Origin of the sequence: Gemmata obscuriglobus, assembly GCF_008065095.1 — a bacterium.
GTDB lineage: Bacteria > Planctomycetota > Planctomycetia > Gemmatales > Gemmataceae > Gemmata > Gemmata obscuriglobus.
The window spans coordinates 1,434,210-1,458,533 of the sequence record NZ_CP042911.1 but is presented as its reverse complement, the minus strand read 5'-3'; the positions used below and the strand labels follow the sequence as shown (position 1 = coordinate 1,458,533).

29 protein-coding genes are annotated in these 24,324 nt (G+C 71.3%); 8 read left to right on the top strand and 21 right to left on the bottom strand.

Annotated features, from left to right (window positions below; all coding sequences use genetic code 11):
- The 3 genes from GobsT_RS06105 to GobsT_RS37530 are packed head-to-tail and all read right to left on the bottom strand — an operon-like array spanning nucleotide 1 to nucleotide 4,411.
- Nucleotides 1–243, bottom strand: a complete 243-nt coding sequence (locus GobsT_RS06105) for a spike base protein, RCAP_Rcc01079 family (protein WP_033198379.1) — start codon at nucleotides 241–243, stop codon at nucleotides 1–3.
- Between the two features lie 44 nt (nucleotides 244–287).
- A complete protein-coding gene (locus tag GobsT_RS06100; RefSeq protein WP_081471650.1) occupies nucleotides 288–2,765 on the bottom strand; it encodes a glycosyltransferase in 2,478 nt (825 codons plus the stop codon).
- 29 nt (nucleotides 2,766–2,794) lie between these two features.
- Nucleotides 2,795–4,411 (bottom strand): hypothetical protein, encoded by a 1,617-nt coding sequence (locus GobsT_RS37530; protein ID WP_029600913.1) that lies wholly within the window; start codon nucleotides 4,409–4,411, stop codon nucleotides 2,795–2,797.
- A gap of 111 nt (nucleotides 4,412–4,522) precedes the next feature.
- Here GobsT_RS37530 and GobsT_RS06090 point away from each other — a divergent pair, with 111 nt between their 5' ends.
- On the top strand, nucleotides 4,523–4,921 hold the full coding sequence (locus GobsT_RS06090) for a DUF1304 family protein (RefSeq protein WP_010040478.1): 399 nt from the start codon (nucleotides 4,523–4,525) through the stop codon (nucleotides 4,919–4,921).
- Nucleotides 4,922–5,041: 120 nt separating this feature from the next.
- Nucleotides 5,042–5,227 (top strand): hypothetical protein, encoded by a 186-nt coding sequence (locus GobsT_RS06085; RefSeq protein WP_010040480.1) that lies wholly within the window; start codon nucleotides 5,042–5,044, stop codon nucleotides 5,225–5,227.
- A 103-nt stretch (nucleotides 5,228–5,330) separates the two neighbouring features.
- Here GobsT_RS06085 and GobsT_RS06080 read toward each other — a convergent pair whose 3' ends face one another.
- A complete protein-coding gene (locus tag GobsT_RS06080) occupies nucleotides 5,331–6,491 on the bottom strand; it encodes a hypothetical protein (protein WP_010040482.1) in 1,161 nt (386 codons plus the stop codon).
- Nucleotides 6,492–7,133: 642 nt separating this feature from the next.
- Entirely contained in the window at nucleotides 7,134–7,607 is a 474-nt protein-coding gene (locus GobsT_RS06075; RefSeq protein ID WP_162097362.1) for a hypothetical protein, read from the bottom strand.
- 239 nt (nucleotides 7,608–7,846) lie between these two features.
- Between GobsT_RS06075 and GobsT_RS06070 the strand changes: the two genes are divergently transcribed.
- Complete coding sequence (locus GobsT_RS06070; protein WP_033198376.1) at nucleotides 7,847–8,290, top strand: hypothetical protein; 444 nt, start codon at nucleotides 7,847–7,849, stop codon at nucleotides 8,288–8,290.
- Nucleotide 8,291: 1 nt separating this feature from the next.
- Here the strand turns inward: GobsT_RS06070 and GobsT_RS06065 are convergent, their stop codons facing one another.
- From GobsT_RS06065 to GobsT_RS06000, 14 genes are all read right to left on the bottom strand, one after another.
- Nucleotides 8,292–9,437: a hypothetical protein gene (locus tag GobsT_RS06065; protein ID WP_010040486.1), complete on the bottom strand. Its 1,146-nt coding sequence runs from the start codon at nucleotides 9,435–9,437 to the stop codon at nucleotides 8,292–8,294.
- A gap of 1 nt (nucleotide 9,438) precedes the next feature.
- A complete protein-coding gene (locus GobsT_RS06060; RefSeq protein WP_010040488.1) occupies nucleotides 9,439–10,683 on the bottom strand; it encodes a hypothetical protein in 1,245 nt (414 codons plus the stop codon).
- Nucleotides 10,658–10,960, bottom strand: coding sequence for a hypothetical protein (locus tag GobsT_RS06055; RefSeq protein WP_010040491.1), 303 nt, complete (start codon nucleotides 10,958–10,960; stop codon nucleotides 10,658–10,660). Before GobsT_RS06055 ends, GobsT_RS06060 begins: the two co-directional genes overlap by 26 nt.
- Nucleotides 10,957–11,424 (bottom strand): hypothetical protein, encoded by a 468-nt coding sequence (locus GobsT_RS06050; RefSeq protein WP_010040493.1) that lies wholly within the window; start codon nucleotides 11,422–11,424, stop codon nucleotides 10,957–10,959. Before GobsT_RS06050 ends, GobsT_RS06055 begins: the two co-directional genes overlap by 4 nt.
- Nucleotides 11,425–11,435: 11 nt before the next feature.
- A complete protein-coding gene (locus GobsT_RS06045) occupies nucleotides 11,436–11,813 on the bottom strand; it encodes a hypothetical protein (protein ID WP_010040495.1) in 378 nt (125 codons plus the stop codon).
- A 7-nt stretch (nucleotides 11,814–11,820) separates the two neighbouring features.
- Nucleotides 11,821–12,324: a hypothetical protein gene (locus GobsT_RS06040; protein WP_033198377.1), complete on the bottom strand. Its 504-nt coding sequence runs from the start codon at nucleotides 12,322–12,324 to the stop codon at nucleotides 11,821–11,823.
- A 2-nt stretch (nucleotides 12,325–12,326) separates the two neighbouring features.
- Nucleotides 12,327–12,707: a hypothetical protein gene (locus GobsT_RS06035; RefSeq protein WP_010040499.1), complete on the bottom strand. Its 381-nt coding sequence runs from the start codon at nucleotides 12,705–12,707 to the stop codon at nucleotides 12,327–12,329.
- Nucleotide 12,708: 1 nt separating this feature from the next.
- Nucleotides 12,709–13,170 (bottom strand): hypothetical protein, encoded by a 462-nt coding sequence (locus GobsT_RS06030; RefSeq protein WP_010040506.1) that lies wholly within the window; start codon nucleotides 13,168–13,170, stop codon nucleotides 12,709–12,711.
- A gap of 4 nt (nucleotides 13,171–13,174) precedes the next feature.
- The gene (locus GobsT_RS06025; protein ID WP_010040508.1) at nucleotides 13,175–13,522 is read right to left on the bottom strand and encodes a hypothetical protein; all 348 of its coding nucleotides are present in this window, start codon (nucleotides 13,520–13,522) and stop codon (nucleotides 13,175–13,177) included.
- Nucleotides 13,523–13,524: 2 nt separating this feature from the next.
- Nucleotides 13,525–13,752 (bottom strand): hypothetical protein, encoded by a 228-nt coding sequence (locus GobsT_RS06020; protein ID WP_010040510.1) that lies wholly within the window; start codon nucleotides 13,750–13,752, stop codon nucleotides 13,525–13,527.
- Nucleotides 13,753–13,857: 105 nt separating this feature from the next.
- Nucleotides 13,858–14,148: a hypothetical protein gene (locus GobsT_RS06015; protein WP_010040512.1), complete on the bottom strand. Its 291-nt coding sequence runs from the start codon at nucleotides 14,146–14,148 to the stop codon at nucleotides 13,858–13,860.
- A gap of 40 nt (nucleotides 14,149–14,188) precedes the next feature.
- On the bottom strand, nucleotides 14,189–15,394 hold the full coding sequence (locus GobsT_RS06010; RefSeq protein WP_010040514.1) for a phage major capsid protein: 1,206 nt from the start codon (nucleotides 15,392–15,394) through the stop codon (nucleotides 14,189–14,191).
- 237 nt (nucleotides 15,395–15,631) lie between these two features.
- Nucleotides 15,632–16,345 (bottom strand): hypothetical protein, encoded by a 714-nt coding sequence (locus tag GobsT_RS06005; RefSeq protein ID WP_010040516.1) that lies wholly within the window; start codon nucleotides 16,343–16,345, stop codon nucleotides 15,632–15,634.
- 62 nt (nucleotides 16,346–16,407) lie between these two features.
- Nucleotides 16,408–17,556, bottom strand: coding sequence for a hypothetical protein (locus GobsT_RS06000; protein ID WP_010040518.1), 1,149 nt, complete (start codon nucleotides 17,554–17,556; stop codon nucleotides 16,408–16,410).
- Between the two features lie 624 nt (nucleotides 17,557–18,180).
- Here GobsT_RS06000 and GobsT_RS05995 point away from each other — a divergent pair.
- The 5 genes from GobsT_RS05995 to GobsT_RS05975 all read left to right on the top strand — a co-directional run bounded on the left by GobsT_RS05995 (nucleotide 18,181) and on the right by GobsT_RS05975 (nucleotide 22,117).
- Nucleotides 18,181–20,364, top strand: a complete 2,184-nt coding sequence (locus tag GobsT_RS05995; protein WP_202903399.1) for an ATP-binding protein — start codon at nucleotides 18,181–18,183, stop codon at nucleotides 20,362–20,364.
- Between the two features lie 103 nt (nucleotides 20,365–20,467).
- Entirely contained in the window at nucleotides 20,468–20,815 is a 348-nt protein-coding gene (locus tag GobsT_RS05990; protein ID WP_010040523.1) for a hypothetical protein, read from the top strand.
- 63 nt (nucleotides 20,816–20,878) lie between these two features.
- Nucleotides 20,879–21,301 carry a hypothetical protein gene (locus GobsT_RS05985; protein ID WP_010040525.1) on the top strand — a complete coding sequence of 141 codons (423 nt, stop codon included), beginning with the start codon at nucleotides 20,879–20,881 and terminating at the stop codon, nucleotides 21,299–21,301.
- 22 nt (nucleotides 21,302–21,323) lie between these two features.
- Nucleotides 21,324–21,734 (top strand): hypothetical protein, encoded by a 411-nt coding sequence (locus GobsT_RS05980; RefSeq protein WP_010040528.1) that lies wholly within the window; start codon nucleotides 21,324–21,326, stop codon nucleotides 21,732–21,734.
- On the top strand, nucleotides 21,731–22,117 hold the full coding sequence (locus GobsT_RS05975) for a hypothetical protein (RefSeq protein ID WP_010040536.1): 387 nt from the start codon (nucleotides 21,731–21,733) through the stop codon (nucleotides 22,115–22,117). The genes GobsT_RS05980 and GobsT_RS05975 overlap by 4 nt, the downstream gene beginning before the upstream one ends.
- Nucleotides 22,118–22,130: 13 nt before the next feature.
- Here GobsT_RS05975 and GobsT_RS05970 read toward each other — a convergent pair whose 3' ends face one another.
- Together GobsT_RS05970 and GobsT_RS05965 are read right to left on the bottom strand one after the other, a co-directional pair.
- A complete protein-coding gene (locus GobsT_RS05970; protein ID WP_010040538.1) occupies nucleotides 22,131–22,586 on the bottom strand; it encodes a response regulator in 456 nt (151 codons plus the stop codon).
- Nucleotides 22,587–23,642: 1,056 nt separating this feature from the next.
- Complete coding sequence (locus GobsT_RS05965; RefSeq protein ID WP_081471961.1) at nucleotides 23,643–24,236, bottom strand: GNAT family N-acetyltransferase; 594 nt, start codon at nucleotides 24,234–24,236, stop codon at nucleotides 23,643–23,645.
- Between the last annotated feature and the right edge of the window lie 88 nt (nucleotides 24,237–24,324).

Sequence of the window (24,324 nt, the reverse complement as noted above, 5' to 3'; positions counted from 1 at the left end):
TCATGCGTAGGCGACGATGTCGGCGGCGGTGGTGCCCGTGGCGTTCACGCGCACGCCCTCGACCGGCAGGCACTCGCCGCCCTGGCAGTTCTTGAACGTGACCGCGGCGCCGTCCTTTCGCACCACCACCACGTCCCCGGCGGCGCCGATCCGCAAGGACCGGAACGCGCGCGGGGCGTTCGCCGTGTTGCTCGGGGTGACCGCGAAATAGTAGTCGCTCGGGTCCGATAGGCTCGCCGGCATGTCCGCATCCTCCACAGGTTCCCGGCCGATGGCACGCGACACAATCACCCGGTCGGGGCGTCCGGCCACGGCCCCCACTTCGGCGCCTGCCCCTTCTTCACCAGCCCGCACGATTCGGTTGCGAGGGGCAGCTTGGCCTCCAGCGGGCACCCGCACGCGGCGCACGCGTCCAGCGCCCGCTCCTCGCACAGCGCGCACTCCGCTTGGCGCGATTCGAGCACCTCCAGCGGCACCGTCCGGCGCCCGCCCGCCACGTGCCGCGCCATCGCCGCCGTGTAGTTCATCGCCTGGCGCCACAGCGCCGGCTTCGCCCTCACGTCCTCGGCGCACCGCGACAGAACCATCAGCCCGTGGTTGTTCCGATCGCGGCGCTTCACCACCCAGCCCGGGTGGCGGTGGCAGAAGGTTCGCAGCGCGTGCAGCACGCCCGGGGCGTCGGGCCGGTCGCCGCTCTCCCCAAACGTCTCGGTGCAGTGAACCACGATGTACTTCGCCACCCGCTCGTGGTGCCGCTCCAGCAGGGGCATGAGCGCGTCGGCGGTGTGATCGGTGTCGATGAACAGCAGGTCCACCGGGGGCAGGTCCGCGGCCGCCGGGTCGGCGGTGCGGCCCTCGAACCGCGCGCCCAGCCAACCCCTCAACCGCTCCCACTGCGGCTTCGGCCGGGGGCACACGCTCACGAACGTGCCGTCGGCCGGGAGGCCGGCGACGAGCGCCGCGTCCGCCGGCTTCATCCACAGCGACAGCTCCGCGGCGCTCGCGCAGCCGGCCGCCAGCGCGCGCAGCGTGCCGACGTGCTCGTGGAAGTCGGACGGCTTCGCGGCCGACGCCTCGGCCCACGCGGCGGGCGTCGGGTGCGCGTTCGCCTCGCACGCCGAGCACCCGGCCGGCTTCTGCGGTTTGAACTGCGTCACGTCCACGCTCGACACCGTCGTCATCGGGCCGGGCCACCAGTGACGCGCCTCGCCCCAGTGCGGGTGCCACAGGGACGCGCCGCGCGGCTCGTAGCACACGTCCCCGTGCGCCGTGAACCGGCCGGCGGTGTGGTTCACGTGAACGGCCGGCGTGCCGCTCATGCCCGCGGGGTCGGCGGGGTCCAGCCGCGCCCAGGCGGACCGGTCGGCCCCGTGGTCCGGTTCGAGGACCACCGGACCACCGCCGGCCGCTTCCGTTTCGGCGCGGGTCAGGTTCGTGAGGAAGGTGTCCCACCGCAGGGCCAGCTGGTGCAGCGGCTCGTGTCGCTCGCGCACCGGCTGCCAGCCGGTGCCGTTGAGGCCGATGTAATCGAGGTGCGATACCACCGGGGCCGACGGGTGCGCGGCGAGGGCGTCGCCGAGCCGGTCGAAGTACCCGGGCGGGTACAGCACGTCGTGCTCGCAGAACGCGACGGCGTCGAACTGCGAGCCGTCCGCGATCGCCGCTGCCGCGGCGGCCCGGATCTGCGCGGCGATGGTGGCGTGCGCGCGGCGCTTTTCACCGGCGAACGTGGTCCAGTGGTCCCCGACCCGCACCCCGGCGACCGGTTCCCACCCGCACGCGCTCACGGTCACGTCGTGCCGTAAGGTCTGGTCGCGGGCGTGGGTCACGGTCTCGGCGCTCCGCTGGAGCAGCGCGGCGGGGGCGCTGTTGTCCGTGTACCAGACCGCCAGGATGCGCTGGCGCTTCGGCCCCGGACGCGGGCCGCCGACCGGCTGCACCGCCTCGGACCGCTCCACCAGCCGCCCCCAGGTGTCCGCGGGCAGCCCCTTCCCGAAGTGCTCGCGGATCTGCGGGACCGCGTCGATTCCGAGTTCCCGGTGACCGATCAGCAGGTTCCACACGTGGTCCTCGGTGCGGAGCGGGTACGGGGGCGGCGGGTTGTTGTGCCAGCCGGACACGTCGCGGAACTTGTGCCGCCACCGCAGCCCGGGCACGCACAGCGCCCGGCCCCCGCGGCGCCGCACCACCTCGTGAACGTACCCTTCTTCGCCCCCGAACCCGTTGAACAGCGGGTGGAACCCGGGCCACGCCGCGGTGCGCATGAGCCACAGCCCGAGGCCCATCATGGGGATCTCGAACGGCTCGCCGGCGGGGGCCGCGCCGCGCGGGTCCGTGTCCCAGGTGCCCCACAGCCCGCCGCCCGGGTTCGGTCGCCAGTGGGTCGCCAGCCCGCGGCCGTCGTCGTGCACCAGCGGCCCGGACACGATGTCCCGCGAGTCCGGATAACGTGAGGCGAAGTAGAGGGCCGCCTGCACCGCACCCGTTTCCAGAATCACGTGGCTGTCGATGCACAGGGCCCACGGGGTGCGAGCGAACCGGAACACGGCGTCCCGGGGCTTGGACGTACCGGTGAGGTCCGGGCGGTGCAGGTACCGGCCGCCCACGGCCCGGGTGATCGCCTCCACCCGCGGGTCCCGCTCCGGGGTATTGTCCACCACCAGGTACTCGACCCGCGGGTGGTTCGCGGCCAGGGCCGAGAGCACGAACCACACGTGGTCCGGCTCGCCCCGGGTCGCCATGCCGATCGTCAGCGGGCTGCTCATCCCGATCCTCTCGTGAAGCTGTGGTCGAATCAGTCCGGACTGGCCGTCGGGCCACCGGTGCCGGTCCCGGTGGTCACGGGCGCCGGCGGCGGTGTGGTGGTCGTGCCCCCGATCCCGCCCACGCACGTGCCGTTGCACAACGCCAGGGACATCGGCCCCGTGACCGTGCAGCCCGCGCACTGGTTAATCGGATCGAAGGAGCACGTGTTGACCCCCAGCGGGCACTGGCAGCAGAAGTAGTCCACCACCGGGCCGGCCGTGGTGGTGGTCGGCGCGGGCGTCGTGGTCGGCGCGGTGGTGGTGACCGGCGGCGGGCCGGCGGTGGTGGTCGTTGTGCTGGTCGTCGCGGGGGCCGGGGTGGTCGTGGGGCCGGCGGTGGTGGTGGTCGGCGGCTGGCACGCGGCCACGCACGCCGCGCTGTCGCCGAGGTACGGGCCGGACTTCTGCACGCACCCGGCGGGCATCGTGGGCGTCGCGGCGCACCCCCAGAACCCGTAGCTCGGGTTCTCCGTGCAGTCGTAGCACCACCACTGGAGCGGGCCGGCGGTGGTGGTGGTGGGCGGCGCGGCGGTGGTCGTGGTCGGCACGCCCTGCACGCACGCGCCGGCGGCCTGCGAGCAGGTGCCGGCCGGGGCGTACAGCGGGCGGTCGCACACGCACCCGGCGCCCACGCACGGCCGCACGATCTGGTTCCAGCTCGCGCCGTCCGTGCTCCCCCAGAGGCAGTCCCCGCCGCACGCGGTCGGCGGGCCGGCGGTGGTCACCGTCTGGCACGGGTTGTTGCCCTGTGGGGAGTAGCACGGGGTGCTCACCTCCTGGCCGCACCGCGAGCCGGGCGCGGCCGGGCGGTCGCACGCGCAGCCCGACACCCCGTAGGACGAGCAACTGCCGGTGACCCACTCCCAGCCGAGTTCCGCGCTCACCCACATCCACCGGCACGAGCCGGTGCAGTAGTAGGGCGGCACCTGGCACGGGGTCGTCGCCTCGGTCGCGCACTCGGACACGGTGCAGGGGCCGGCCGGGCGCGGGCACGGGCAGGCGCCCGAGCACCCGTTCGACCGCTGCACCCAGCCGCGCACCGGGTGGCAGTACCACACGCACCCGGCGGCGCACGCGCCCGGGGTCGTGGTCCCGCACGCGCCCGGGGTGGTCGTGGCGCCGGTGCAGCTCGGCGCCGGCGCGTCCGCGGCGAGGCGCCCGCACGCGGTGGTGGCGCAGGCGTCGGCGGCGGGGCACCACGTCGGGGCGAGGCAGTGACAGCCGGCGGCGCAGGTGGAGGTGGTGCGGGTCCAGGCCTTCGAGGCGGCGGAGTAGGTCCACTGGCACGCGCCGGCGCACGGGCCGGCGGTGGTGGTCGTGGTCGTTGTCGTGGAGGAAGTGGCGCCGGCGGTGACCGCGAACTCGTACCACATCTGGCCGGCGACGAACCCCCGCTCGCGCAACCAGACCACGGTGCCGGGCGCCACCTCGCGGTCGTTCAGCTCGACCGCGGGGTTGACGCTCGTCGTGCCGCGGCGGTAGCCGAGCGGGTCCAGGTCGCCGCCGGTTCCCAGGTCGGTGCCCTGCTCCTTCCAGCCGTAGCGCCAACGGCCAGACGAGTCGTCCTTGGCGGTGATGACGGCGCGGATCAGCAGCGGTTCGGCCATGCCCCGGCCGATGGCAGCGGCCCCGGTTGCCCGTTGCCCCACCCCGGCGGGTCGCTTAAGCTGGCCCGCCGCGGACGCCTCACGCCGAGCGTCCTTCCCACGGGAGCCGACATGCGGATCGCCCCGAACGTCCTCACCGCGCTGCTGGCGGCGGCGCACCTGTTCTTCTTCGTTCTCGAGGCGGTGATCTGGAACACGCCGGCGGCCGACCGGTTCCGTGAAACGCTCAACTTCAAGAACGACCAGACCGAGGGGGCGAAGGTCGCGATCAACCAGGGGCTCTGCAACGCGTTCCTGGCGCGCGGGCTCGTACTGGGCCTGTTGCGGTTGCGGGCGGGCCGGCCCGACGGCCGGCTGGTGCTGTGCCTGTTCCTCGGGTTCATCGCCGTCGCGGGCGTTGTGGGGTACTGGTCGGTTCAGCCGGAGCCGCGCGGGGCGGTCGCGTTCCTGGTCGGGCAGACGGGGCTGGCGCTCGCCGCGCTGGTGTGCCTCTTCCGACAGCCGGCGTGATGCCGACCGGCGCACCAACGTGGCGGATTATCCACTTCGCGCCCGCCTTGCGCCCGGTTACCCTGAAACAGCCGCTCGCGACTCGCCGCAGCGGCCCCTCAGACTCAGCCCGGTCGCCCCATGCATCCCTGGGAATACCTCGCCCTGGCGGCAGCGCTGCTGCTGGTCGCGTTCGCGGCGCTCGGCCCGGCCGGCCGGGCCGACTCGGGCTCCGATGAGCGGAGAGTACCGCTTTGGGTCGCCGTCGTGGCCGCGGTCAGCGCCACGGGGGCCGTGGTAAGTGCGCTGGCCCGGGTCGCGTTCTGAGCCCCCGATCCCCCTTCGCGCCCGCCCGGCCCTGGATTACCCTCAGCGCCGCGGGCGCCGCGCGGGCCGGCCCCGCCGGTGCCCGGCTCGCACTCCCGGCCCGCTATTGCACCACCAGCCCGACCGCGTGGAGGACCGCCGCCTTGTCGGTGGTCAGCCCGATCACCGCCCGGCCGTCGCCGCCGAGCTTGGTTTCCTTTTTGCCGCTCCCGTGTGGGCCGCACCAGGGGCTCTCGTACTTGTCCGCCGGGTCGAGCCGGCCGTCCGGCCGGACCCTCATGAACGTCACCCGAATGCCGTCCACGAACTTGTTCGACTTCACGGTCAGCCCGCCGACCGCGTACCCCGGCCGGGCCATCACCCGCTGCTGGCCGTGATCCGGCCAGTCCCGGTCGAACAGCGGCCACAGGCCGCCCAAGCAGCTCTCGCCGTCCCACCCGCCGACCGAGTAGTCGAACCCGACGACCGGCTTGCCGCCCTCCACCGTCCACCGTTTGAACTTGTGCGGCTCCGGGATGCCGGCCATCTCCGTCTCCTCGCCGGTGCCGGGGCTGGCCCACAGCTCCTTCGGGGGCGCGGGCGGCGGGGTCCGGAGCTTGGCCGTCTCCTCCGCCGTCCACGCCCGGGCGGCCGTGATCGGGAACCGGGTCGTCCCGAGGACCACCGAGTTCGACACCTTGAACGTCTTGCGGAACGCGACCCCGTACCCGTGCTCCTCCCGGATGACGTACAACTCGGCGTCCTTCGGCAACTCCCCGGTCCACGGCCCGCGGTAGGCAACTTCCATCTCGATGGTCCCGGCCCGGTCCCCGCCGGGCGACTGGATCGGAACGCGCATGTCCTTGCCGTTGGCCAAGCGGATGACGACCGTCATGCCGCCGTTGGGACCGTCGGCCACCTTCTCCCAGTCCAGCATGAGGGCCTGCCCGCTGCCGGGCCGCGGGCCGAACCGGGTCGGCTTCGGGGTGCCGATGCGGGGGTTGGACAGCTTGTAGACGGTGTCGGTTTTCCGCGGCCGCAGCGGGGCGGCCGAGGTGTCGGCCGGCAGAAACGCCTCGCCGAGTTCGGGGCCGTACAGCGCCGCGCTGGGTTCCGCGGGGGCCGGCGTGCCGGCGGGGGCCGGAGTGCCGGCGGCTGCCGGAGTGGCGGCGGCACCCGCATTCTCGGTCCGGGCCGGGTCCGGGACTTTTTTGCCACAGCCGGCCGCGAGAGCGACGGCCGCCACAGTGGCGACGAGGAAGCGGTTCCGGGAAGGGAGGCGCACGGCTTTTCCTCTCGTGCAGGGTGAGGGAATCCGCCGCCTATCGTACTCGCCTTCACGCAAACGGCATCGAGCGAAGGTTATCGGCTCGATCACGTAGGCGCCCGTCCACTTCACACCTGCCCACCCGTCGGGTAACCTCTGAGCGCGGGCGGCGCGCGGGCCGGAGCCCGCGGTTCACACCGCCCGCTCGGGTCTGCCCATGCGCACGTGCCTCTTCGTCCTCTCGCTCGCCCTTCTCACCTCCGGTTGTAAACCGAAGTCGGCGCCGACACCACCTCCCGCCGTTGCACAGCAACAACCGGAGCACGACCCACGATCCGCGCCCGCGCCGCACGTCGCACCGGGCGATAAGCCCGAAAAGTCCGAAAAGCCCAAGAAAGACGATAAGCCCGACTTGGGCCTACCTTGGTCCGAAGGCACCGCGAACAAGAAGCTGATCGGGCTGACGGACGACGAAGTGAAGGCGCTGATTGGCAAACCTGATCACGTGAGCCCTTCTTCGGATCTTCAGTTCACCGAGTGGCGATACACTCAAAACAAGTGGCTGAGCCCGCCGGAAGGCTCAACTGACTTGCGACCCACAGGGTTTGTCCTTTGCATGCGGGGTGGGAAGGCGAGGCAAATTTACCGCCTCCCCCCGTATTAGATTACCCCGCCCGGCTGCTGATACAGTGGGTCGGTAAACAGCAGTTGGAACGGGAACGAATCGAAGCTCGGGTGCCGGCCCGCATCCGAGCCGAGTGTGGGCTCCGTGGCGGTGTAGTAGTACCGCCGATCGCTGTAGTTGATGAGCAGGTTGTGCCCCGCCGCAACGCGGTTCCGGTTCGCCGTCAACAGCGGGTTCGACGAGTCGGGCACGTCTGTGCCCTCCCGCGAGGTGTACAGGAACCGCAGCTTCACGTTGCACAGCAGCCCGGCGTCGGCACCGGTTTCCAGCCCCTGCGTGTACAGCTTCGCATCGGGCGTCACCGGGATGTAGCTCGTCGGCGTCGCCCCCAGGAACAGCAAGGAGCCGGCACCGAACCCCAGGAACGGGTACTGGTTGATGGTGTTCTGGAACCGCGTCAAATAGGGCTTTGAATCGCCGTACTGCTGGAAGTACCGGAACGGAACCATGAACCAGTTCAGCTCAATCATCCCGTTCGGAAGGTACAGGTACGATCGGGCCGGCGGGGCCGGCGCTCGCCGCGCTGGTGTGCCTCTTCAGACAGCCGTCGTGACACCCGTCGCCACCGCCTGCGCACCAAAGTGACCATTCGACCACTTCACACCTGCCCACCCATCGGATAACCTCTGAGCGCGGGCGGCGCGCGGGCCGGACGCCCGCGGTTCACACCGCCCGCTCGGGTCTGCCCATGCGCACGTGCCTCTTCGTCCTCTCGCTCGCCCTTCTCACCTCCGGTTGTAAACCGAAGTCGGCGCCGACACCACCTCCCGCCGTTGCACAGCAACAACCGGAGCACGACCCACGATCCGCGCCCGCGCCGCACGTCGCACCGGGCGATAAGCCCGAAAAGTCCGAAAAGCCCAAGAAAGACGATAAGCCCGACTTGGGGTTGCCGTGGAGCGAGGGCACGGCCACAAAGAAGCTGATCGGGCTGACGGACGATGAGGTGAAGGCGCTGTTGGGAAAGCCGAACTCATCAGGTCTGGATACCGACGGAATTCACACCCTCTGGATCTATTGGGAGCCGAAATGGCTGAAGCCCACAGAGTCGTCGATTGATCGTTCCCCTACTGGGATGTTTATTCAGTTGAAAGATGGGATCGTCCGTGGTGTGCAACGGCGACCGAATTAGATCAAATCGCCCCGCCCGGTTGTTGGTACAGAGGGTCGGTGAACAGTAGCTGGAACGGGAACGAATCGAAGCTCGGGTGCCGGCCCGCATCCGAGCCGGGTGTGGGCTCCGTGACGGTGTAGTAGTACCGTCGATCGCTGTAGTTGATGAGCAGGTTGTGCCCCGCCGCAACGCGGTTCCGGTTCGCCGTCAACAGCGGGTTCGACGAGTCGGGCACGTCTGTGCCCTCCCGCGAGGTGTACAGGAACCGCAGCTTCACGTTGCACAGCAGCCCGGCGTCGGCACCGGTTTCCAGCCCCTGCGTGTACAGCTTCGCATCGGGCGTCACCGGGATGTAGCTCGTCGGCGTCGCCCCCAGGAACAGCAAGGAGCCGGCACCGAACCCCAGGAACGGGTACTGGTTGATGGTGTTCTGGAACCGCGTCAAATAGGGCTTTGAATCGCCGTACTGCTGGAAGTACCGGAACGGAACCATGAACCAGTTCAGCTCAATCATCTCGTTCGGAAGGTACGCGTAGACCTGCCCGGTGTAGTTGCGGTTGTGTGGTGCAACGGTTCCGGTCTGCGTTTTGAACATCATCGAACCCAGGCTCGCGGACACCGTTTCGCCGGTCGGCGTGCGCGTGAGCGTCGTGAACCGCCGCCACTCCTCCGCGTAGGTGACCGTTTTGCCCGCGCTGCCGTCGGGTGGGTAGTACGTCAGGTCGCTCTTGACCGCGATGTTCTCGTTCTTCACCAGCGGGTACGGCCGCTTCTGGAAGCGGACCTTCAGGTCGTACGCGGTCCAGTGGGGGTACTGCACCGTCACCGCCGACAGCCCGGTGGGCTTCGAGTCGGCCGCCTGGCTCTTGCCGATGCCGGAAATCGTGATCGCGGAGGCGGACAGTTCCGGCCGGAACGGGTGAACGACAGGGAGCACGCGGTTGATCTTGCCCGCCTCCGCGTACTGTTGGCCGACGACACGCGCCTTCAGGTTCAGCACGCCGCCCAGGAAGCCGTCAACCACGGTGCGCAGCGTGTCCGCGTCCGGGGGCTGGTCCTGCGTGTCACCGATGATGCGGTACGTCGCCTCGGCGGACCCATCTTCCTGCGAAATTGCGGTGGACATACGCTCGCTGTCGCCGGTCAGCTCCATCATCAGTGCCATCTCAGCTCCCCCCAAACATCGCGCCGCGCAGTCCGCCGGCCGCGAACCGGGTCAGCAACCCGGCCGCGCCGGCCGCCCCGCCCCCGCGTCGGCTCCCGCCGCTGCTGGCGTCACCCATTCCGACGAAATCCAGCAGCGCCGCCGGCCCGGGCGGCAGGGCGTCGCGGACCGCGTCGGTTATCATCTGCTTCCAGTTCAACGGGTTCGCCTGGATCTGCCCCACCACCTTCACAAGGTCTTCCAGGTACTCGGTGTCCGTCTGTTTGGTGGTGGCGCCCGAGGTCGCGACAAACGCCCGCTCGTTCAGCCGCTTCAGCACGTCCTCGATCGAACCCGTGCCGGCGTCGGACGGCGCCGCGGTGAGGCCGCTTTTGGGCGCCTTTCGGGCGTCAACTGCGCCCTGCAGCGAGTCCTTGAACCGCTTCAGCGACTCGGTGGCACCCGCCAGTTGTAGCAGCCGCGCGGTCGCGATTACGAGGGCGGTGACGAGCTTCCGGAACGCCTCGGCGGTGAACTTGAGCAGCTCCCGGTTCAGATCGTTCTTCACGCCCAAGAGCTGCCCGAGGCCGGACGCCGCCAGCACGTCCGTAATGGCCTGCTGGACCTCGCCGAACGCCGCGGCCGTCGAGACCAGGCTCTCGATCACCGGCAGCACGCCCTCGAGCCCCTTGGCGAAGCCGTCGATGAGCTTCCCCACCAGGCGGACCGGGCCGATCAGGTACCCGCTCACGGCCGCCGAGATGCGTTCCACCACCGGGCGCAGTTGCTGGATCGACGGGAGCAGGATGCCGGCCCAGTCTTTGAGCGATTTGGTCGCGTACGCGATGATCGGCTGCAGCCCGTACCCGATGGTCGCGCGCAGGTCGTTCTGCGCCCGATCGTACTGCTCGACGGCGGACGGGTTGAGGGCGCCGACGTACGACGCCGACGCCTGAACGACGCCGACGATCGCCATCGGGATCGCGGTGAGCGCGGCGACCACGCCGCTGACGACCGCGCCGGCGACGCCCAGCACCTTGCCGAACTTGCCGACGAACCCGCCGATCATCTCGAGCGGGTTCGTTCCTTTACCCTTACCACCGCCAGCGCCCCCGCCCCCCGCGCTGGGGAGCTTGGGTCCCGGCGCCTTCAGCCCCTTCAGTTGCCCGTTGATCTGACCGACGGCGCCCTGAATCAGCTTCAGGGTGCCGAGCTGTTGCGCGGTGAGCCGGGTGAGGGCCTCAAGCTGTTGGTCCGGTGTCGCCATCGGTTACGGCCCCCAGTCGGCGCTTCAGTTCCTCGATCTGCTCCGGCGGCACGCCCAGCGCCGGCCCGAGCGCGATCAGTTGGGCCAGTCGCGCCGTCCGGTCGGCCGGCTCGTCCCCGGCCCCTTCCGGGAGTTGGATCGCCCCGTCCCGGTCCCGCGGGTGGAAGTACAACTCGTGGACCTGGCGCGGGGTCAGGTCTAGCACCTCGTGCATCCGCAGCCGGTGGACGTTCACGAGGACGGCGTACCGGGCGGTCAGCGCCCCCGGCGTCCTCACCGGCGCTTCGGGCGCGGCCGGTCGCCCCGCGGCTCCGGCGCCGGCCGCGGGGGCGATCCTTTTGGGAAGCTCAGCTCCACCGCCTCGTCGAGCAGCTCGCGCACGTCCGCCTCGCGCTCGGTGAGGAGCTGGAGCACCTCCCCCAGGTCGGCGTCCATCATGCACGAGAGCAGCAGCGCGGCGCCCTCGGTGGTGCCCAGGTGCGCCAGCGTCTTCTCGCTGGAGAACGCGAACTCGCCGGCCTCGTGCCGCGCCCGCAGCTTCGCCACCTCGGCCGCGTACTCCGCGTCCGCGTACAGCTCGCGGGCGCCCTTCAGCGCCGCCCGGGCGCGCTCGTACAGCCGCTCCTCCACCCGGAGCAGCGTGCCCTCGGTCATGACGGGCGCGACGCGGTACGTCTTGCCCCGGTGTTCGATCACCTTCGGCGGGTTCAGCGCGCCGAAGGCTGCCGCGCGTTCGCTCATACCGGCTCCGGTCAGGTGAAGTTGATGGTGAACTCGCCGTCGGTCTCGAACCCGACGGAGCACTGGGCCGGGTCCCCCCCGGCGCTGATCTCGCTGCTGTACTCGATGGTGGACACCCGGGCGTTGACGGCGAGCTCCACGCCCGCCGCGAACCCCAGGTGCAGCACCACCAGGGCGCCGAGCGCGAGCGGCATGTTGCCCGCGTTGTACGGCCCCTCGCACACCGGCGCGCCCGCGACCCCGCCGGGCAGCGTGCGCTGGAAGTTGTGCCCGAAGGCGAAGAACTTCTTCACGCCCCCGTCGAGCGGCAGGCGCCACTTGTTGAAGCTGAACGCGACCGCGCCGAGCTTCACGTAACTGTTGTTGCCGCTGATAAAGTTGTCCGGCATGGGCCCCTCACGTGTGGCCGATGATGACGATGGTCACCGTCGCGGCGTCGGCCCCGGCGTTGGCGACCTTCAGCGTCCTGTGCGTACCGCCGACGGCCCCGCCGCCGCCGGCCGGGGCGCCCATCTTTACGACCGACTCGCCCGCGCCGAGCGCGACCGCCCCGGCCCCGGCGAGCCACTGGAACCCGTTCGCGTCCCCCGGCCCGACGCGGACGGCGATGTCGCTGTTGTCCGGGTCGGCCGGCTCGGCCCGCGCGATCAGCCCCAGCACCGCGGCGAGCGCGACACCGGTCTGACCGGTCAGGTCGGTGAAGTTCGTCAGATCGATCGTTGCGGCGCCGCCCCCCGCGACGGTGAGGACGCCGGCGTACGCCTGGTCCCACGCGGCCGGGTCGAGGGCGCCGCCGAACGCGACCTGGTTGGTCCCCTGCTCCAGGGCCGCCCAGCCGGCCACCGGCCGGGCGAACGAGAAGCGGCAGGCGGCACTGAGGCTGACGGCGTCGAGCGGCATGGTCACAGGTCCAGCAGGGTGCGGATCTCGATCCCCGTTGCGGCCGCGGTGGTCACGTACCCCGCGGTCACGGCGCCCGCGGTCCCGACGAACGGGTACGCCACCCCGCTGTCCCGCACCCAGCAGAACGGGGCGCCGGGCTTGAGGGCGATGGTGTCCGTCGGGCTGCCGCTGCTGTTCAGCTTCAGCGTGCAGTCCGCGTCGACCACGATGAAGATCGCGAGCAGCTTGGCCGCGGCCCATTCGAGGTCGATCAACTGGTGGGTCACGGTCCCGAGCCCGAGCGAAAAGTTCTGCTCGATCCCGCCGGTCTTGCTCACGGCGGTGCCGATCAGGTCGCCACCCGCGCCCCAGGTCAGGCTAATCGAATGCGTAAACGGCATCTCAGGTGCTCCGGGGTTCCACGACCGCCACGTTGAACGTTTGTGCCGAGTAATCGAGGTCGCGCGGGATCAGGCTGCCGTCGAACGGGGCCTTCCCGATCGTCGCCGTGAACAGCCACCCGGGGACGGTCGCGAAACACCCCCGGGAGTCGCCCACGGCCTGCTCGATGAGCGTGCGCCACTCCCGCACCCGCTCGCCGTCCGCCAGCACGCGCCCGTCGCCCGCTCCGATGATGACGACGGTGGTCGGGTAGCGGTTGATCTTGTGCCGGTACGTGAGAATCGTCGTCTGCCCCTCTTCGCCGCCCTCGCCCACGCACACGGCGATGAACGGCGGGTCCACCCCGCTCGGCAGGCTCGGGGTCTTGAGCTTCTGCACCTTGTTGCCGGGCACGAGGTTCAGCGCCCGGACGGCGGCCACCACGGCGTCGGCGATCAGGTTCGGGCTCACCGGGTTCGGCACGGGCTCACCTCTTCCTCGTGACCGGGCACCGCACGATGCGGCCCGCCACCTCGTTCACCTCGGCAACCACCCACACCGTGCCGTCGCCTTCGGTGATCCGGTCCACCGGCTTCAGCACGAACCCGAGCCGGTCCGTGCGGAGCCAGAACTCGTTCTGCGTGGTGTGGACCTCGCCCGACCGGGCCGGCCCGGTGGAGCCCTTGCGGATCAGCTTCGCGGCTGTAACCCCCGTTACAGTGACCGCCGCTACCCCGCTGATGGCATCGACGCTCGCCACCGCGACCGGGGCGGTTCCCTGCGCGAGCGCCTCAAAGTCGGCGCCGAAGTCGATGCCGTCCAGTTCGTCGGCCACGGCTACCTCACGATGCTGGTCTGGGTGAACACGGGGTTGGTGTCCGGGGCGGCCCCGGGGATGGCCCGCAGGCTCTTCTCCTGGTCCAGCAGGCTCTCGTAGTAGGTCTTGCGGTCCACCCGCACGCCCCCGGGGAGCGTGTAGTCCGGCAGCGGGTTCGCCAGCACCTCGGCGATCTTCGCGCACACGTCGCGGTACGCGGCCTGCAAGTTCTGAAGGGGCGTCGGCATGGGCGACCTCGTACCAACTCGTGTGAGTGAGAAACCGCTGACGGCGCGTGTGTTCGCGGGGCGACCGATCGCCCGGCCCCGCGAGCACCCAGTTCCACCCCCACCTCAGTCCGGCAGCTCGGTCGCCACCACCCGGACGCCCGCGCCGTCCACGTCGCCCGGGTCGATGCCCTCCGCCCGCAGGTACTCGCCCACGGCGCTGTCGCGGTCCGGGGCGAGCACGTACCGCTGGGTGCGTGCCCCGAAGGGGTGCCCTTCCAGACGCAGCTTGAACCGCTTGAGCCCCTCCCCCGCCCGCTCGGTCGGATCGCACACCCGCGCGCCGGGCTTCGGGGCGGGCGGTTCGCCCTTCGCGTGCCCCGCCCGCGCGCCCGCCTTCTTGGTCTCGTCGGCCATAATCGGTTCCCGTGGTGTCTGTTTTCCCGGTGCCCGCACCTCACGCGGTGCATTTGCACATGCGGCGCGGCTGGACCGTGTTGAACGTGCTGCGCTTGGACACTTTGCTCTGGAAGATGATGTCCTGATCGAACTCCAGTTGGCTGCCGGCGCCCATCGTGGTGACCGTCAGCGGCCAGTTCTCGATCTGCTCGAAGGCGCCGCCCAGGTCGCCCAGGAACCACGTGGTGTCGGACCCGGACACGGCCCGGAACAACTGGCTGCTCATCACCTGGATCTGCCCGATGATGTCGCCGGTCGGGTTCGGGATCTCGCTGCCCACCGGGTTCCCCGAGGTCGCGTACCCCGGGGCGGTGCGGCGCACCATCCCCTTGAGCGCGAACGGCACGGTGAACGCCAGCGCCGGCGGCACGCAGATGTGCTTGACCGTGACGTTCTGCGGCTCGCCCGTGGCCGGGTCCAGGATCTCGACGAGGGCCTGCCACGCGGCCTGCACGTCCGTGTAATCGACCAACGCGTTGGCCGTCACCAGGTTGTCCCAGGTGTGCGCGCCGCTGTTGTCCCCGTAGGTGGGGATCGGCCCCAGGTTGCGCCACCGGTACCGGTACTGGTTCTTGGGGGTTTCGCCGGCGTCCACCACGCAGGTGATGGCCCGCTTCTCGTCGCTCACCCCCTGCCACTCGCCCAGGGAGTCGAGCTTGGTCATGAACTCGCCGGTCTGGTCGAAGAACACCGCCTCCTTCGTCGCTCGCGCGATCATCCCGCGCTTGCGGGTCTCCGGGGTGTCGGTCCAGTCCTCGCCGACGCCCACCTCCGGGTACGGCTTCCCCTCCTCCACCACGTCGCTCTCGTCCCCGACGTGGGTGACGCCCGCGATGCGCTCGAACTTGAACTTGCTGGGCCGGGTCGGGATGGCGTTCACGAAGACGCGGGCGGGCACGTCGTAGGCGGCCAGCACCCGCTCGTAGGCGAACTGCTGGGTGATGTTGAGGAACGCCGCGGTGCTGTTGGCCCCGGCGGCCTCCTCCACCCGGGCGCGCTGGAGCACCCCGTGCGCGCGCTCGGCGCAGTCGCCCAGGTTCTTGCGGCAGTGGTTGAAGTTGTTCCACCCGAAGCACTCGACGAACAGGTCGCCGAGGTCCAGGTCTTCGGTGCGGATCGCGCCCCCGCGGAGCGAGGCCCGCAGCCCGGCCTCCGTCTCCGCCGGGTGCCGCTTGTACGATTCGACCAGTTTGGCAGTGTTCATAGGTAATTCGGAATGTGGAGTTCGGAATGCGGAACGTTCCCAATTCGGAACGCGGAATTCGGAATTCGGAATAGAACCAACCAACCAACAAACAAACAAACAAAATACAAGACAACGAGCAAGCGGGACGCAATTCGGTGCGGAACAGCCGCAATGCGGAACATCGAACAGGTGCCTGGGCGATATTGTTCTTGTTGTCTTCAATTCCGCATTCCGAATTCCGCACTCCGCATTTCCTCAGCGCGCCTGCCAGCAGCCGGCGTAATCGACGTTGGTGGTTTCGAGGTTGGCGCCGCCGTTCTTGGCGCCCACGAACAGGCTCGCGGGGGCGAGGCCGGTGAGCAGGAGCTGGTGCCGGATCGGCTGGCCGGTGACGGCGTCGCGCATGAGCCGGCCGTCCACGGTGGGGACGCAGGTGGCGTAGCTGCCGAAGGCGTCGAGGACCTCGATCCCGAGCTGCTGGTAGCCGGCCCCGCCGGCGCTCTCCTGGCTCTGGCTCACGGTCACGTCCGAGCCGTTGCGGGTGACGAACCGCCACGCCGTGTCGCCGTCCACCTTGTAGATGGCAACGACCGTCCCGCTGGCGCGGAGCCCGGCGCCGTCGTCCAGGATCAGGTTCGCCCCCACCGACGACGCGAGCCCGAACGCCACGTTGGCGTCGTCGGTTGCGGCCTCGGTGAACTGGATCAGGGCTTCGGCGTATAGCGGCTTGTTGGCGGCGGGCTTGAACAGGGCGATGGTGGTAGCGAGGTACGATTCGTCGTTGTCGGCCACGCTCCCGTCGGAGCTGGTGAGGGTGGCGATCCCGCCGACGCCGGCGGCCACGACGGTGCCGGAGTCGGTGAGGGTGGCGGTCCACAGGTGCGGGCTGATGTACCACGGGAAGTCGTCGTAGACCCCGTGCAGGTCTTTGGCTTCGCGCAGGGCTTGCGGCATGCGGACGATGTTCACGTTCGGGCCTCGTTATGTTGGGGGGCGGTGTGCGGGTGCGGCCGTGCCGGTCCGAGGGGCGGTCACTCGATCCACTCGGCGAACGCCTTCGGGTCGGCGGGCGGCTTCGATTCGCTGGCCCGGGTGAGCGCCCCGAGGCGCCCGCGGCCGGCGCTGGTGGGCCGCTCGGGCGCGGGCGCGGCGGCCCACTGGAGCCGGGCGGCCAGTGCGGCGCGGCGGTCGCGCGGGGCGGCGGCGATCAGCTCCAGGTCCTCGCGCCCGGGGCGGTAGCCGAGCCGCTCGCACACGTCCAGCGCTTCCAGCACGGCCCCGGCCCGGCGCCGCGCGCTCTCCGGCTTCGGGGCGCCGTCGTCGGTGTCGGTGTCGTCGTCGAGCGGCTCGGTTTCGGGCGCGTCGGCGTCGGTGTCGGTGTCGTCAGTGGTGATGTCGGCGTGCGCGCGGAGCATCTTCTTGAGCTTGGCGAGGCACTTGCCGAGCGCCTTCGGGTCGCCCTTGGCGGCCATGCACGCCTTGAGTTCGTCGGTGGCCGCGGCGAGGAACGCGGCGTCGAGCGGGGCGGCGGCGCCGGCGTCGGGCGGCGGGGGCGCGTCGGCGGCCGGCATGTCGGTGCCGTCGGTGCCGTCCGGGCCGTCGATCTCGGCGAGCCGGCGGGCGGCGGTGAGTTGGCGGCGGGTGGACGCCGGGTGCGCGGCGAGCCACTCGACCAGTCGGGCGCGGGTGAACGGCACGGGTGCTCCTTCGAACAGGCCTTTGGTGGTAGCGGGTTGTGCGACGAGGTCGATGGACTCGACGGCCCGGATGGCTTCGACGACCTCGCGCCCGTCGGGTCCGGGCCGGGTGTCGCAGAGCGCGACGTGGCTGAACCCGTACAGCGCGGGGTTGCGCTCGGCGGCCTCCATGACGCGCTCGTACATGGGGTGCGAGCGGAGCAGGTTGAGGGTGCCGCGGGGCCGCCCGTCGGGTCCGGGGCGGACGTTGGTGAACCACCCGAGCCGCCGCTCCACGGTGCTCTCGCGGCCGTGGTCGCAGTTGACCGGCCGGCCCTCGTAGCGGGCGCAGTCGCGGCGCAGCACGGCGACGGGGTAGTCGCGCCCGTTGGCGCTGGCGGTGCCGCAGATGAGCACGCCGTCGATGGTGCCCGACTCGCGGTTCGGGCGGGCGCCGCGGAACGGAGCGCGGACGTGTTCGGTGATGCGCCGGGGTGTGGTCATGCCCGGCCGATGGCAGCGGGCGGAAAATGCAGACCTAACCCCCCAGCCCCCTTCCCTGAAGGGAAGGGGGTGGCGCCGGGAGGAGTGATCCCGGGGCGGTAGGGGCGCGCGGGGCGACCCACCCCCCAGCCCCCTCCCTGAAGGGAGGGGGAGGAAAGGCAACCTAACCCCCCGGCCCCCTTCCCTAAAGGGAAGGGGGTGGCGCCGGGAGGAGTGATCCCGGGGCGGTAGGGGCGCGCGGGGCGACCCACCCCCCAGCCCCCTCCCTGAAGGGAGGGGGAGGATGGTTGATCCGCGAAGCGAACGTGATTCGCGATGCGGAACCGAAGTGCCTTCCTCCCCTCCCTTCAGGGAGGGGCTGGGGGTGGGTTGTCTTCGGTTTTGCTCCCCTCCCTTCAGGGAGGGGCTGGGGGTAGGTTGCCTTCCTCCCCTCCCTTCAGGGAGGGGTTGGGGGTGGGTTGTCTTCGGTTTTGCTCCCCCTTCCCTTTAGGGAAGGGGGCCGGGGGGTTAGGTCTTCGCGCCGGGGCATTCCGGCGAAATCGCGCGAGAGTCGCACGCGCCCGCGGGACGGCCCGTACAGTAGTGTGGACCCGTCTACTGACGACGTTGCGCAACGGAGAACGCATGTCCTCGGCCATGAGCACGGTCGATCTGGTCACCTGCGAGAGCGAGCCGATCCACATCCCCGGGCGGGTCCAGCCGCACGGGGCGCTACTGGCCGTTTCCGAACCCGACGGGGTCGTGGTTCAGGCCAGCGCGAACTGCGCCGACCTCCTCGGGCTGCCGGAACTGCCGCTCGGGCGCCCACTCGCCGACGTGCTGGGCCGCGACCTCACCGCCGCGCTCGCCGCGCCCGACCCGCGCCCCCTCGCCCCGCTCCCGGTGAGCGTCGGCGGGCGCGCGTTCGATGTCATCGCGCACCGGCACGCCGGCCGCCTCATCGTGGAACTCGAGCCCGCCGGGGGCGCGACCACGGACCCCGACCGGCTCGTGCGGTTCACCCTCGCGAACCTGCGCAACGGCCTTCACCTGCAACCCTTCTGCGAGGTGGTCGCGCGTGAGGTGCGGGCGCTCACCGGGTACGACCGGGTCATGGTGTACCGGTTCGACCCGGACTGGAACGGCGAGGTGTACGCCGAGGTCAAGCGCGAGGACCTGGAGCCGTTCCTCGGGCTGCACTACCCGGCGTCGGACATCCCCGCCCAGGCGCGCCGGCTGTACCACCTGAACCTCGTGCGACACCTCCCGGACATCACCTATGCGTCCTCCGCCCTCGTGCCGGAGCTGGACCCGGGCACCGGCGCCCCGCTGGACCTGAGCCACGCGGTGCTGCGGAGCGTGTCCCCGATCCACGTCGAGTACCTCAAGAACATGGACGTGGCCGGGACGCTCACCATCTCCCTCTTGAAGGACGGGCGGCTGTGGGGGCTGGTCGCGTGCCACCACTACGCCCCCCTGTTCCTGCCGTACCGGGTGCGGGCCGCGTGCGAGTCGCTCGGGGTGCTCGTGTCCCTCCAACTGTCCGCCAAGCAGGACGCCGAGGACCTGCGGTGCCGGGCGGCGGCCCAGGAGCGGCTCGGCCGGCTGGCCGCAGCACTCGTCGGCGACGACCCGGTCGCGGTGCTGGCCGAGCGACCCGACGAGCTGATCGGGCTGACGCGCGCCGCCGGCGCGGCCGTCGTGTCCGGCGGGCGGGTGACCCTCGCCGGCGCGACCCCGGGCGCGGAGCAGGCCGCCCGGGTGGCGCAGTGGCTGCGGGACGGCAACCGCGGCGAGTACGACACGCACGCGCTGCCCGCCGCCGTGCCCGGCACCGACCCGGCGACCGCCAGCGGGCTCCTCGCCGTCCCGCTGGGCGGCGGCGACTACCTGCTGTGGTTCCGCCCGGAGCTGATCGCCTCCGTGCGCTGGGCCGGCGACCCGCACTACAAGCGGGTGGTGACCGGCCCGAACGGCCCGCGGCTCTCGCCGCGCGGGTCGTTCACGCTGTGGCGCGAGGAGCAGCGCGGGAAGTCCGAGCCGTGGGGCGCGTGCGACCGGGACGCGGCCCACACGCTCCACGAGATGGTGCTCACCGCGCTCGCCCGGCGCGGGGCCGGGCTGGAGGCCGAGGCCCGGCGCCGCGACGACTTCCTCGCCGCCGTGGCCCACGAGTTGCGGAACCCGATCGCCCCGATCCAGAACGCCGCGCAGCTCGTTCGCATGAGCGCCGGGGGGAACGCGGTCGCCGCCCGGGCGGCCGACATGATCGAGCGGCAGACGGGCGCCCTGCGGCGCATCGTGGAGGACCTGCTCGACGCCAGCCGCGCCGGCCAGGGCAAGCTCCGGGTCGATCTCGTCCCGCTCGACCTCGCCCCGCTCGTGCGGGCCGCGGTGGAGGACGCCCGCGCGGCGCTGGAGGCGAACGGGATCGCGCTCGCGGCCCGCACCCCGGCGGCCCCGGTGCGGGTGCGGGGCGACGCGGTCCGGCTGCGCCAGGTGATCAGCAACCTGCTCACCAACGCCGGGAAGTTCACCGACCGGGGCGGCCGGGTCACCGTCGCGCTCGGCGCCGACGCCACCGCCGCGTCCCTGTCCGTCGCCGACACCGGCATCGGGATCGCCGCGGCGGACCTGCGGCGCGTGTTCCAGGCGTTCGCCCAGTCCGAGGGGTCGCTCGAGCGCAGCCGCGAGGGGCTCGGGCTCGGGCTGGCGCTCGTGCGGTCGATCGCCGAGTTGCACGGCGGCAGCGCCTCCGCGGCCAGCGACGGCCCCGGGCACGGCACCACGTTCACGGTCCGGCTCCCGCTCGACACCTCGGCCCCGTGAGGCCGCGGGGCGAAAATCGGCACCACGTCCTTGCGTCCGCCGGCGCCGCGCGGTACTGGTCGAAGCGTGCCGGGCGCCGCCCGGTCCGTCCGGAGTCGCCCCCATGTGGTACGCCCTCGCGATCGTCGCCGCTCTGGTCGGGTACTGGTCGGCGCGCTACTGGCTCGCGTTCCGCCGGGTGCGGGCACTCCAAGCGGGGCTCGACAAACTCGGCGACCCGCTCGGCCGCACCCGGGCCGAAGTCGCGGCGGCGCTGGGGCCGCCCACCCGCGTACCGGAGCCCACCGCCGACGAGGAGCTGATGATCTGGGTCGAGAAGGGGCGGTTCTCCCTGCTCGACGCCTACACCGTCTCCGCCCACGTGGAGGCCCGGATGCGCTTCCGGGACGGCGTGTGCGTCGCGCTCAACGACCACGACGAGCCCGAGCCCGGCCCCGACCGCCGGATCTGACCCGCGCGGGACGCCTCGAAGTCCCGATGCCCGGCACACCGTTCGCCCCCCGGAGATGACCGTATGCGGTACTTGGCTGTTGCGGCGGCCCTGCTCGTGACCGTCCCGCGCCTCGGCGCGGACGAGCCGACGGCCGCCCGCGTTCTGGAGAAGGTGAAGACGACGTACCCCGCGAAGTCGGTCGCCGAGGGCGCGCGGCTGCTCGGCGGCGTCCTCGAATCCTGCCACGCCGTCGGCGCCGGCACCGCCGCCGAGCTGGCGGCCGCGCGGAAGGGCGACCACGTCCGGTTCCTGTTCCCGAAGCCGCTCCGGGTCGAGGTCGGGGGCCGGACCCTGGAGGCGTCGGAAGTGGTCTACGCGGACGGGGTGCTCTGGCTCGCCTGCGGCCCGCGCGTCGTCCGCTGCACCAAGTACACGCACCTCCAAATGGAACCGTTCCGGAAGTGGTACGAGCAGACGCTGCCGGCCGACCCGCCGCGCCCGTGAGCCCCGCCGCCGGAGCCCCGACATGGCACTGGTCCTGATCCCCGCCGTCTTCGTGCTCCTCGCCTGGGCCAACACCGCGGCCGTGCGCGCGCTCCGGGCTCGGCGCGCCCCCGGCGGCTGGTGGGCCGCCCTAGCGGTGCTCTGGCTGGCCGGGGCCGCGGCCGGCGCGTGGGGCGGGTTCTTCGCGAAGTACCAGGCGTCGCCCACGCTCCGGGTGTACGGTCTGCCGCTGCCGATCGGGGCCGCAATCCTGGTGGGGCCGCCGGGACGGGAGCAGTGGGTGGGGTACGCCTCACCCGCCGGGGTTCTGCTCGCCGCCGCGAACGTGCCGCTCGTCGCGCTGCTGGCCGGGAGCGCCGTCGGCCCGGTGTTCTGGTTGCGGCACAGGAGCCGCTTCCGAACCGCGGGCGGGCACGGAGGGCACAGCGGATGAAACCCACATCGCGAAGGCAGTCGGCCGCGGCGGTCGGCGTGCTGGTCGTCGGGCTCGCGGCCGTCCTGATTTCCTTTCGCGCCCCGGCCCCCGCCGCCCCGCGGGTCGAGCAAATGGAGCGGGTCGTACCGGGACTGACCGAGGCCGAAGTCGTCGCGCTGCTCGGGGCGCCCCCGGGCGACTATTGCAGCGACCCGGGCCGCTTCACCGTCGACCACCGCAGCCTCCCCCAGGTGCCCATCGACCTCGAGCGCGGCCCGCACCGCACCGTGTTCTGGCGGAGCGACGAGGCCCGGCTCGAGGTGCGGTTCGGGGCCGACGGCCGGGTCGTATACCGCCGCGTCTGCGAGTCGGTCGATCAGCGGCCCCGCGCCCGCCGGTAACCGCCCCCGCCCGCTACTGCGCCGCTTGCGCGCGTTCGGACTGCTTCTGCCGCACCGCCCACGAGTGCCACAGCTTGTCCACCACCGTGACCAGTTGGTGCGGGTCCACCGGCTTCACCAGGTGGAGGTCGAACCCGGCCGCCGCGATGCGCCGCCGGCTGTTGTCGTCGCTCATCGCCGTGAGCGCGACCAGCACCACCGGCCCGGCGTCCGGGTCCGGGCGCAGCCGCCGCGCCAGCTCGTCGCCGTCCATGCCCGGCATGTTCAGGTCCAGCAGGCACACCCCCGGGTGGAACGTTGCCGCCAGCGCCAGCGCCGTCGGACCGCTGTAACAGGCCCGCGCCTCGAACCCGACGGCGCACAGCAGCTCGACGGTCGTGTCGGCGGCGTCGTTGTTGTCGTCCACGCAGAGCACCCGCAGCGGCGGTTCCGATTCGGTCGTGCTCTCGCTCGGTGGTACAGGGCACATTGCGACACCTTCCGGTTGTGGATCGGAGGCTACGCGGGATGCCGCACCGTCCGCCGCTATAAGCAAAAGCAACTCCCAGGCCGAGCCAAAACGGAATTTGTGTGGAGAGAACAAGTTACACGCTCCTTGCTCCCGCTTAATATTTGCCCGACACTCATGGCAGGCGCGAATCTTACGCCCCTACCTGCGAAACTGCTGCCCACCGGTGCGCCGGTCATTTCCCAACTACTTTTTCCCTGTGTGGTAGTTCTGGCAGCTCGAACCTCGTCTCTGCCCACACCGGAGGGATTCTGGCGCGTGATTGCCGTCCGGGAAGCGAAGCGGTCCGCACGGATCGCAATCGCTATAAGCACAAAAGCATCAAAGCGTTACGACACAGAACTCGACCATCACCGATAGCGCACCCGCTCGTCTCCTGCCGCATTGGGGGGGCTTTGGGGGCGTGATTCGTGGGTAGCGACCGCCCAGCACCCGACCAGCGAACCGGCAGTCGATCGGCAGCGAATGTCCCGTCGGTGCCCCATCGGAAGCCGACCGGCCCACCTGCTGTAACGGGGGTTACAGGAGGAAAGGCAACCTAACCCCCCGGCCCCCTTCTGAAGGGAGGGGGAGCAGAACCGAAGACAACCTACCCCCCCGGCCCCCTTCCCTAAAGGGAAGGGGGTGGCGCCGAGAACGCTGGTCCCAGCGCGAGAGGCGCGCGCGGGGCAACCCACCCCCCAGCCCCCTCCCTGAAGGGAGGGGGAGCAAAACCGAAGACAACCCACCCCCAGCCCCTCACTGAAGGGAGGGGAGGAAGGCACTTCGGTTCCGCATCGCGAATCACGTTCGCTTCGCGGATCAACCATCCTCCCCCTCCCTTCAGGGAGGGGGCTGGGGGTGGGTCGCCCCGCGCGCACCTCCCGCCCCGGGATCACTCCTCCCGGTGCCACCCCCTTCCCTTCAGGGAAGGGGGCCGGGGGGTTAGGTCTTCGCCTCCGCGCACCCGCACCGTCCCCCGAGCGACATGCGCCGCATACCGGCGGGCCAGAGGCCCGCGCTCCAGTACCACCGCCGCTAACCTTCGCCCCGCGCCGGCGCGAGGCGCGTCACCGTACGGGTGGCGCGGACCACACCGCCGCGCGTCGCCTCCGGCACCCAGAACGTCCCCACCGGCCCCGACCCGGTGTAACGGGGGTTACAGCACCAGAACACGTGCGTCCGCTTGTTGTGCGCCCCGGCCCGCATCGCCACCGGCGTAAACCCCAGCGCCGACCAGAACCCGCCCGCCTCCAGGTCCGCGGCGCACCACAGGGACACCTGCCCGACCGTCGCCGGCAACCGCTCCGCGAACGCCCGCACCAGACCGGTGCCCAGGTGCCGGCGCCGCGCATCGAAGCTCACCGCCGCCTGATAGATCACGGCCACGTCCGCCCGCCGGTGGTAGCGCGGCGCGGCGTACAGGTACCCGGCCGGCAAGCCGTTCTCCAGCGCCAGCAGCACCCGCCCGCGGTCGATGGCCTCGCCCAGCGCGGCACGTGACAGGAACCCGATGGCGTGGTGGTGCAACCGCTGGAGGTGGTCGAGGAACGTCCAGTCACCCGGCACCGCCGGGCGGACCGCCACGGGCGCAGGATCGGGAACCGGAGCCGGCGCAAGAAGGGTGCTCATCCCCGGCCGATGTCACCGGCCGGCCGGGGAGAAGTGCTTGTCAGAGTTGGCCGATATTGCGTTTCTTTTGCAGTTTCTTGAGCCTTGA